Consider the following 9,225-nt stretch of genomic DNA (forward strand, 5'->3'; position numbering starts at 1 on the left):
TCGTACGAAGGTGCAGGTCAGGCCGCCGTGAGGCCGGATACCCTTGACACGTGACCGACGCCCGAGAGACAGCAGAGACAGCACTGCTCACCACCGGGGGCGCTCCCTCGGACGACGACGTCCCTGCCGCAGGGGTGCCGATCCCCTTGCTGGAGCCCAGGGAGGGCATCCCGCCGGTGGTCGCCGACGAGGAGGCCCTCGCCGAGGTGATCGCCGCCTTCGCGGCCGGCACCGGGCCCGTGGCCGTCGACGCCGAGCGGGCGTCCGGCTACCGGTACGGACAGCGCGCCTACCTCGTCCAGCTGCGCCGTCAGGGCGCCGGCACCGCGCTCGTCGATCCCGTCGGCTGCCCCGACCTGTCGGCGCTGGGCGACGCGCTCGCAGACGCCGAATGGATCCTTCACGCCGCCACCCAGGATCTGCCGTGTCTGCGTGAAATAGGCATGGTCCCCGGTCGGCTGTTCGACACGGAGCTGGCCGGACGGATCGGCGGCCATCCGCGGGTCGGGCTCGGCGCGATGGTCGAGAGCGTCCTCGGGTACGCCCTGGAGAAGGGACACTCTGCCGTCGACTGGTCCACCCGCCCCCTGCCGGAGCCCTGGCTGCGGTACGCGGCGCTCGACGTGGAGCTGCTGGTCGACCTGCGCGACGCGCTGGAGAAGGATCTCGACCGGCAGGGCAAGCTGGAGTGGGCCCGCCAGGAGTTCGACGCGATCGCGTCCGCACCGCCGCCGCCCCCGCGCCGTGACCCCTGGCGTCGCACGTCCGGGATGCACAAGGTGCGCCGCCGCCGCCAGATGGCGGTCGTCCGGGAGATGTGGACGGTCCGCGACCGGGTCGCCCAGCGGCGTGACGTGTCGCCCGGCAAGGTGCTCGGCGACGCCGCGATCATCGAGGCCGCGCTCGCGCTGCCCGCGAACGTGCACGCGCTGACCGCGCTGCCCGGGTTCGGGAACCGGATGGGCAGGCGCCAGCTCGAGCAGTGGCAGGCCGCGGTCGAGCGGGCCAAGGCCCTCCCGGACGCCGAACTGCCCCAGCCGGGCCAGCCGCTGAACGGCCCCCCTCCGCCGCGCTCGTGGGCGGACAAGGACCCGGACGCCGCGGCCCGTCTGTCCGCCGCGCGGGCAGGTGTCTCCGCGCTGGCGGAGGAGCTGAACCTGCCGCAGGAGAACCTGATCACGCCGGACACGGTGCGGCGCATCTGCTGGGAGCCGCCGTCCGACGTGACGGTGGCCTCCGTCTCGGACGCCCTGACCGAGTTGACCGCCCGCCCCTGGCAGGTGGAACTGGTCGCGCCCGTGCTGGCACAGGCGCTGACCGCCGAAGGACCGTGACCGAGCGGGGGCCCTGACGTGTGACGTTCACCGCTCCGGCGTCCGGGGGTGTGCAGCTTGGTTACCCACAAGTAGCATGGGGCGAGCAAGCGCACGCTCAGGCGTGCGTGCCGCAGCAGTGCAACCCCGCACCCTGGAGGAGAGCCATCGTGCCTCGTACCGTCAGGGACGTCGTCTTCGTCGACGGCGTCCGCACCCCGTTCGGCAAGGCGGGCCCGAAGGGCATCTACCACGAGACCCGCGCCGACGATCTCGTCGTGAAGGCCATCCGGGAGCTGCTGCGCCGCAACCCGGCTCTCGACCCGAAGAAGATCGACGAGGTCGCCATCGCCGCGACCACGCAGATCGGTGACCAGGGTCTGACCCTCGGCCGCACCGCCGGCATCCTCGCCGGTCTGCCGCAGTCCGTACCGGGCTACTCGATCGACCGCATGTGCGCCGGCGCGCTCACCGCGGTCACCAGCGTCGCCGGCTCCATCGCCTTCGGCGCGTACGACGCCGTCATCGCCGGTGGTGTCGAGCACATGGGCCGCCACCCGATGGGCGAGGCCGTCGACCCGAACCCGCGCTTCGTCAGCGAGAAGCTCGTCGACGAGTCGGCCCTGTTCATGGGCATGACCGCCGAGAACCTGCACGACCGGTACCCGCAGATCACCAAGCAGCGCGCCGACGAGTACGCCGTGCGTTCGCAGGAGAAGGCCGCCAAGGCGTACGCCGACGGCAAGATCCAGCAGGACCTGGTCCCGGTCTCCGTGCGCCGTACCAGCCCCGAGGCCGGCGAGACCGGCTGGGGTCTGGTCACCGCCGACGAGCCGATGCGCCCGGGCACCACGCTCGAGTCCCTCGCGGGCCTGAAGACGCCGTTCCGCGTCCACGGCCGCGTCACCGCCGGGAACGCCGCGGGCCTGAACGACGGCGCCACCGCCTCGATCATCGCCTCGGAGGAGTTCGCCCGCGAGCACGACCTGCCGGTCAAGATGCGCCTCGTCTCGTACGCCTTCGCCGGTGTCGAGCCCGAGGTGATGGGTTACGGCCCGATCCCCGCGACCGAGAAGGCCCTCGCCAAGGCCGGTCTGTCGATCGAGGACATCAACCTCTTCGAGATCAACGAGGCGTTCGCCGTCCAGGTCCTGGCGTTCCTCGAGCACTACGGCATCGCCGACGACGACGCGCGCGTCAACCAGTACGGCGGCGCCATCGCCTACGGTCACCCGCTCGCCTCCTCCGGTGTGCGTCTGATGACACAGCTGGCCCGCCAGTTCGAGGAGCAGCCCGAGGTCCGCTACGGCCTGACGACCATGTGTGTCGGCTTCGGCATGGGCGCCACGGTCATCTGGGAGAACCCGAACCACAAGGACGCCGGAGGCGACAAGTGACCACCACCACCGAACTCCTGAAGGGCGCGGCCGAGCTGTTCCCCGACGAGGTCGTCACGCAGGCGCACGTACGCCACCTCGACCTCCCCGCCGGTGCCGGACGCTTCGCGCTCATCACGCTGGACAACGGCCTGGACCACACCAAGCCGACCACCTTCGGCCCGCAGTCCCTCGCGAACCTGAACACCGCGATCGACCAGATCGAGGCGGAGGCGGCGAACGGCGACATCGTCGGCGCCGGCATCACCGGCAAGCCGTTCATCTTCGCCGTCGGCGCCGACCTCAAGGGCGTCGAGCTGCTGGGGCAGCACTCCGACGCGCTCGCCATCGGCAAGGGCGGCCACGACGTCTTCAAGCGTCTCTCCGGCCTCGCGGTCCCGACCTTCGCGTACTACAACGGCGCGGCCATGGGCGGCGGCGTCGAGGTCGGTCTGCACTGCTCGTACCGCACCGTCTCCAAGGCGATCCCGGCGTTCTCGCTGCCCGAGGTCTTCCTCGGCCTCGTCCCCGGCTGGGGCGGCTGCGCGATCCTGCCGAACCTGATCGGCGCGGAGCGCGCGGTCTCGGTGGTCATCGAGAACTCGCTCAGCCAGAACAAGCAGCTCAAGGGTGCGCAGGTCTTCGAGCTGGGTATCGCCGACGCGATCTTCGAGGGGGCCGACTTCCTCGAGCAGTCCCTCGTGTGGACGGCGTCCGTGCTCAAGGGCGAGATCGTCGTCGAGCGTGCCGAGGTCGACCGCGGCGAGGCATGGGACCAGGCCGTCGCCAAGGGCCGGTTCATCGCCGACTCCAAGGTGCACGGCGCGGCCCCGGCCGCCTACCGCGCCCTCGACATCATCGAGGCCGCCAAGGACGGCGACCTGCAGAAGGGCTTCGACGCCGAGGACCAGGCCCTGGCCGACCTCATCATGGGCGGCGAACTGCGCAGCGGGATCTACGCCTTCAACCTCGTCCAGAAGCGCGCCAAGCGCCCGGCCGGTGCGCCGGACAAGAGTCTGGCCCGCCCGGTCACCAAGGTCGGCGTCGTCGGTGCCGGTCTGATGGCCTCCCAGCTCGCGCTGCTGTTCCTGCGCCGCCTCGAGGTGCCGGTCGTGCTGACCGACATCGACCAGGAGCGCGTCGACAAGGGTGTGGGCTACGTCCACGCCGAGATCGAGAAGCTGCTCGGCAAGGGCCGCATCAACCAGGACAAGGCCAACCGCCTCAAGGCCCTGGTGACCGGTGTGCTGGACAAGGCCGAGGGCTTCGCGGACGCGGACTTCGTCATCGAGGCCGTGTTCGAGGAGATGGGCGTCAAGCAGAAGGTGTTCGCGGAGGTCGAGGCTGTCGCCCCGGCGCACGCGATCCTCGCCACCAACACCTCCTCGCTGTCGGTCTCCGAGATGGCCTCCAAGCTGAAGCACCCCGAGCGGGTCGTCGGCTTCCACTTCTTCAACCCGGTCGCGGTCCTCCCGCTGCTGGAGATCGTCCGCGGCGAGCAGACGGACGACGCCTCGCTGGCCACCGCGTTCGGTGTCGCGAAGAAGCTGAAGAAGACCGCGGTCCTCACCAAGGACGCCCCGGCGTTCGTCGTGAACCGCATCCTGACCCGCTTCATGGGCGAGATCCAGAACGTCATCGACGAGGGCACCCCGGTCGCCACCGCCGAGAAGGCCATCGAGCCGCTCGGCCTCCCGATGTCGCCGCTGGTCCTCCTGGAACTCGTCGGCCCGGCCATCGGCCTCCACGTCTCCGAGACCCTGAACCGCGCCTTCCCGGAGCGCTTCACGGTCTCCGAGAACCTGGCCGCGGTCGTCAAGGCCGGCAAGCGCGGTTTCTACGTCTACGATTCCGGCAAGCCGGAGCTGGACCCGGAGGTCGCCGCGCTGCTGAAGCAGGGCGACACCGTCCTGACGGAGGAGCAGGTCCGCGACCGCGTCCTGGATGCCGTCGCGCAGGAGATCGGCCTGATGCTCGAGGAGGGTGTCGTGGCCGAGGCCCAGGACATCGACCTCTGCCTGATCACCGGCGCCGGCTGGCCCTTCCACCTGGGCGGCATCACGCCGTACCTGGACCGCGAGGGCGTCTCGGAGCGCGTGAACGGCAAGCGGTTCCTGGCACCGGGCGTGGCGAGCGTCCCGGCGTAACGTCGGTGTGCCACCGGGCGGCGCCCGTCCCCTCACCGGGGGGCCGGCGCCGCCTCGGCTGTTCGGGGCCACATCCGGGCGAGGGTGATCGGCCACGGATAATCAGAGGATGCGACCGGTGACAGCCCACAGACGTCCCCCTGACCGCGCACCGACGGCACGGGTGCTCATCATGCTGTGCGCAGCCGTCGCTGCCCTGCTCGTCAGCTCGCCGTTCTCCCCCGTGACGGGCCCGCCGCAACCGAACGCGGAGTACATCGGCGTCCTCAACTGGAACATCTGTGGGGAGGCGGGCGGCCGGCGTGGAGAGCGGGGCTACTGCCCCCACCGGAACCGGCCTGGCCTGAAGGTCGCCGAAATCCGGAAGATGGTCGACGAGCGCGCCACTGACGTCGTCATGTTGCAGGAGGTCTGCGGCGGGGCGCCGGGCAGCCATCTTGCTCTCCTGGAGACAGCGCTGGGCTCGGGTTGGGAAGTCGTGTGGGCTCGCGGTTCACGACCCGATGGTTCGACTTCCTGTCGGAAGCCCCTGGTCGGCGAACTGGGGGTGGCTGTCGCGGTTCGCGGACGGATCGCTTCGTCCGCGTCCACCAACACCTTGGCGCCGCATCGGACTCCGAGCGGTCGTGAGCGTCTCTCGCCACTGTTGTGCGTGGACGTGGAGACCTGGTCGCATCGGATGTGCACCACACACCTCCTGCCGTCAGGAGACAGGCGTGGCGCAGCTCAGGCGGCGCAGATCGCCGCACGTGTTGCACCAGACGGAAAGCCGTACGTGCTGGCCGGTGACTTCAACCGGAACTCGCACTCGGCAGAGCTTCGCCCCTTGACGGAGAACCTGACCGAGTGTCAGGACCTGACGCGCAAGGGTGGCCGGGCGACGCATCACGCGTGGAACACACGCACCGGGGAACACGAATTCCGGACCCTCGACCATGTCTTCGTGAGCCCGGACGCCGCCGGCTCTCCCGCCGAGTTCGCGTCCTGCCGTGTGGACATGGCGCGGCTGGACACCACACGCAACGTCAAAGAGACATCACCGAACGGATTCTCGGACCATGCCCCCCTGCATGTCGATGTGCGGATCGATCGCTGAGGACGGTGCTCCGCTCACCAGCGACCCGCGAACGGCATGTGGTCGCACTTGTCGGAGCACGGAAGTCGGGACATGGTCGAATGGCGGATCCAGTTTCCTTCCGGCACCCCGTGGACCCGCAACGTGTACGGGGCCGGCTTCGAGTGGATCGCACTGAAGATCGCCACGAACTCCATGGAATATGTCCCCGGCCGCCAGTCGTGCTCGTGGGTCACCTTCCATGAGCCGTCCTTCTGCACCGGGGCAGCGGCAATCAGCCTCTCCCCCTCCATGATCATCACTTGCGTGACACCCGGTACCGCACTACCGGAAAAACGCGGCCGGGGGCCGCTGATCGTGCCTTCACGCGGGCCCAGGACGATCGGCGGCTCGACGGTGTCCCAGACCTCGAAGGACAACCGGCCTACTGCCGAAAGCCCGTGCTCAGAGATACCGACCGCCTCGATCACGTGGTCTCCGGCCGTCCACTTGACCGCCCGGCGCCAGGTCCACTTCCCCTGTTCGTTGACGCGGGTGCCGCCGATGTAGTCACCTCGGGCGAAGAACAACAGGTAGCCGGTGCCCGGTGCGGCGCTGCCCCAGAACTTCTGCATGGCGCTGACCGCCTGGCCGGGCCTCGGCCCTGCGAAGACCGGTGCCTCGGCCACCCGGCTCGAGCTCTCCAGTGCGCGCTCGGGGGACTCCACGGTGAATTCGGTGAGCAGCGGCGGATACGGCGGTGCTACGGCCATCGCCTCCGCATCGACCAAGCCGTAGGGCAGGCCGGGCGCGTTGCTCAGCCCGATCGCCACCATCCTGGCGACCTCACGAGCGCCCGCCTCGTTGAAGTGGGAGGCGTCGATCAGCCCGTCGGGGTGGTTGGGGTGCTCCCCGGCGTCCACCCAGCGGTAGTACTGGCGGGCCCGCTGCGGTCCGAGGTCGCGCAGCATCTGCATGGTCATGGCGTTGAGGTCCACCAAGGGTGTTCCGGTCTCTGCGGCCACCTCCCTGATCAGCTGGGGATAGCCGTCCCTGGTGTCGGCCACCGTTCCGTCCGGTTCGAAGACGCATCGCGCGGCGGGGGTGAGGAGAAAGGGGACGGCGCCCTCGTTGCGTATGCCCTCCAGGTAGAGGTACAGGAACTCACGCAGTTCACGGAAGCTGTGATAGAGGCCGGGCTTGTCGATGCGCTGCTCGACACCACCGAAGTCGACGGCCACCACATCACCCTGCTGGAGCAGATTGAGCAGGCTCAGGAAGCGCTCGGTGTAGTAGCCCCGCGCGGTCATGGCGTCCCGCGCGTAGTTGCGGACCTCGCAGTAGGGGGACAGGTACTCCCCGAGGAACTGTCCCCAGCCGGCGAAGGGTGCTTCCTTTTCCGATCTCGGCGCGGCGACGGAATTGCCGATGATGCACAGTTTCACTACTTCTCCTCTTTCACGATCAGGCCACCGCTTCATGTTGCGCGTCTACAGAGGCCACTCGGGCATGAGAGCGGAGTGGTACCGCTGGTTGCGCGGCGACCCGTACTCGAACTGACTCGCAACGGGGAAGTAGCTCGGAAGGAAGGCGGCGAGGATCGCGTCCTGCTCCTCCTCGGGGACATCTCCGTCGTGGAAGTCGTTCAGGCAGAACACGTCGTGCGGTCGGGCCGTCAGCAGACGGGTGAGCCGGGTGCGGTGCTCCTTCAGCCCGACGTTCACGAAACCGCAGTTGACGCGGCCGGGAATGCTCCGGCCGGTCTGGTACGCGAAGTAGTGGTGCAGCGAGGACGCTATGGACACGTCGGAGTGGCTGCGCAGCCGGCTGGCGGCGGTGCGCGCGAGCACGTCGGGGTAGGTCCTCTCCAGGTCGGCCATGACACTGCGGAGCAGAGGGTAGGGCGCGTGCAGGAATCCGTGCGTCAGCGTCTGACCGAAAGTACCCGCGATCAGCGCCCGGTTGTTCTTGGCGGCGCTGATGTTGAAGTCGTCTTCCTGCTGTGTCGGCAGCATGGGGATCGCCGTGGGCGACAGGAAGTGTTTGGCCTGGCCGTTGCCCTCGAAGAACAGGTTGGGCGGCACGGCACGGCCCATGAAGAAGTCGTCGTTGAAGTAGAGGAAGTGTTCCGAGAGCCCCTCGATGTGGTGGAGCCGGCTCTCGATGGCGTGCGAGTTGAAGGTGGGCAGCGCCCCCTGGTCGCCGAAGATCTCCGCATGGTCGACGACCCGGACCCGGTTGTGGTTGAGGTCCAGCCACGACGGGACCTGCCGGTCGGTGACTATGTAGATATTCCGGATCCACGGCGCGTACATGTCGATGGACCGCAGGGAGTACCGGAGCTCGTCGCGGCTGCGGAAGCGCGCGGCACTCGCGGCCGCGTCCACGGTCTCCAGGCCCAGCCCGGAGAGCACCTGGTTCTTGCGCTCCAGCCAGGCCGTGTCGGACCCGTCGACCCAGGTGTACACGGCGTCGACGGGGAAGTTCACGTCGCCGTTGAGCGGCTGGGCGAAGGGCTCGATCGTCGGGTAGGCACGACCCCCGAGCACGGTCGGCGTGCGCTTCATCGAGTACTGCGAGATCCGGTCGCCGATGAGGGTGCGCGTCGGGGACTTGACGTACTCCTCGTCTTCCGGGTCGGTCTCCCAGAACGAGATGGTGCAGCCGTAGACGGCACCGAGGCGCAGCGTGCGGGACTTGGTGACGACGTTCTGATAGATGCGGACTCCCGTACTCGGGAGGTGGGCCTGCTCCTCGCACATGCCTGCGAGCACTGTGGTGATCGCATCCTGGCGCTCGTTGAGAAGGGCCGCGTACACGGCTTGCTGCCCGTAGGCCGACGCCAGAGCCTTGAGCACGCTCTCCCGGTAGGAACCGTGCACGGCCACCGTCTTACGGAGGTTGGTGTCGCGGGAGACCAGATAGGGGATGCCTGCCGTCTCCAGCGCCTCCGCGGCCAACGCCAGGTTCGCGTGCATCACGTCGAAGGGGGACTCCGCGTCGGAGACCCGGCAGAGCTGCCCCCCGTCACGCACCAGCGCACTGTCGCGCTTGGCGACCTGCTCCTCCAGCTTGCGATGAGAACCGGAACGCGACTGGCTCGGCGGAGCGGGAGCGGCTGCGGTGGCCGCCCCGGTGAGCCCTGTGTAGGCGGCGTGGAGGGCAAGCCGGTCGGCCTTGAGAGCGTCCCGGCGACCGCTTTCCCGGTGTTCGGCCAGCTCTGCGAACAGCTTCTCCCATTGAGCGGTGTGCATCGTGAAGTTGCAGGTCACGGGTCTGGTGTGCGGGCGTCCTTCCGTGCTCGCGCTGGTCGGCGGGCGGTGTCCACGATGAAG

6 protein-coding genes are annotated in these 9,225 nt (G+C 69.0%); 4 read left to right on the forward strand and 2 right to left on the reverse strand.

Features of this window, described 5'->3' with window-relative positions; all coding sequences use genetic code 11:
• Positions 1 to 50 precede the first annotated feature (50 nt).
• From AB0903_RS27520 to AB0903_RS27535, 4 genes are all read left to right on the forward strand, one after another.
• Positions 51 to 1,334 (forward strand): HRDC domain-containing protein, encoded by a 1,284-nt coding sequence (locus AB0903_RS27520; RefSeq protein WP_366707288.1) that lies wholly within the window; start codon positions 51 to 53, stop codon positions 1,332 to 1,334.
• 149 nt (positions 1,335 to 1,483) lie between these two features.
• On the forward strand, positions 1,484 to 2,710 hold the full coding sequence (locus AB0903_RS27525; RefSeq protein ID WP_366707290.1) for an acetyl-CoA C-acyltransferase: 1,227 nt from the start codon (positions 1,484 to 1,486) through the stop codon (positions 2,708 to 2,710).
• Positions 2,707 to 4,836 (forward strand): 3-hydroxyacyl-CoA dehydrogenase NAD-binding domain-containing protein, encoded by a 2,130-nt coding sequence (locus AB0903_RS27530; RefSeq protein WP_366707292.1) that lies wholly within the window; start codon positions 2,707 to 2,709, stop codon positions 4,834 to 4,836. Before AB0903_RS27525 ends, AB0903_RS27530 begins: the two co-directional genes overlap by 4 nt.
• 172 nt (positions 4,837 to 5,008) lie before the next feature.
• Positions 5,009 to 5,932, forward strand: a complete 924-nt coding sequence (locus AB0903_RS27535) for an endonuclease/exonuclease/phosphatase family protein (RefSeq protein WP_366707297.1) — start codon at positions 5,009 to 5,011, stop codon at positions 5,930 to 5,932.
• A 14-nt stretch (positions 5,933 to 5,946) separates the two neighbouring features.
• Here AB0903_RS27535 and AB0903_RS27540 read toward each other — a convergent pair whose 3' ends face one another.
• Positions 5,947 to 7,371, reverse strand: a complete 1,425-nt coding sequence (locus AB0903_RS27540) for a hypothetical protein (RefSeq protein WP_366707294.1) — start codon at positions 7,369 to 7,371, stop codon at positions 5,947 to 5,949.
• A 9-nt stretch (positions 7,372 to 7,380) separates the two neighbouring features.
• Positions 7,381 to 9,225: stealth family protein (locus AB0903_RS27545; RefSeq protein ID WP_366707296.1), on the reverse strand; the 1,845-nt coding region annotated here is incomplete at its 5' end.

This window comes from Streptomyces sp. NPDC048389, from assembly GCF_040706335.1.
Taxonomy (GTDB): domain Bacteria; phylum Actinomycetota; class Actinomycetes; order Streptomycetales; family Streptomycetaceae; genus Streptomyces.